This window comes from Pseudomonas sp. RIT-562 (genome assembly GCF_026241895.1).
Lineage (GTDB): Bacteria > Pseudomonadota > Gammaproteobacteria > Pseudomonadales > Pseudomonadaceae > Aquipseudomonas > Aquipseudomonas mandelii_F.
The window spans coordinates 1-313 of the sequence record NZ_JAPJIV010000081.1; the positions used below are offsets into that span (position 1 = coordinate 1).

Below are 313 nucleotides of genomic sequence, written 5' to 3' on the forward strand. Positions count from 1 at the left end.
CCGTGCAGCATCACCACCCGCGTCGAGGCCACGTTCAACGCCAGCCGCAGCAGCGTCGCCACCAGCAGAATGGTCGGGAACACCGCAAAATCCAGCGGACGCAGGGCGTAGACGCACACCAGCAGCACGACGATGGACAACGCAATGTTGAACGTGAAAAACACGTCCAGCAGGAACGGTGGCATCGGCAACATCATCATCGCCAGCATGACCAGCAGCAACAACGGCACGCCCAGATTGCCCCGACTTAAATCGGCAATGTTTGTGCGAGCACTGTTGAGTAACTGAGAGCGATCCACCGGTTTTCCCCGTT

At 58.8% G+C, this 313-nt stretch carries 1 protein-coding gene; it reads right to left on the reverse strand.

Annotated features, from left to right (window positions below):
* On the reverse strand, window positions 1-299 hold a 299-nt coding region (locus tag ORL50_RS28840; RefSeq protein ID WP_266020113.1), incomplete at its 3' end, for an FHIPEP family type III secretion protein.
* Between the last annotated feature and the right edge of the window lie 14 nt (window positions 300-313).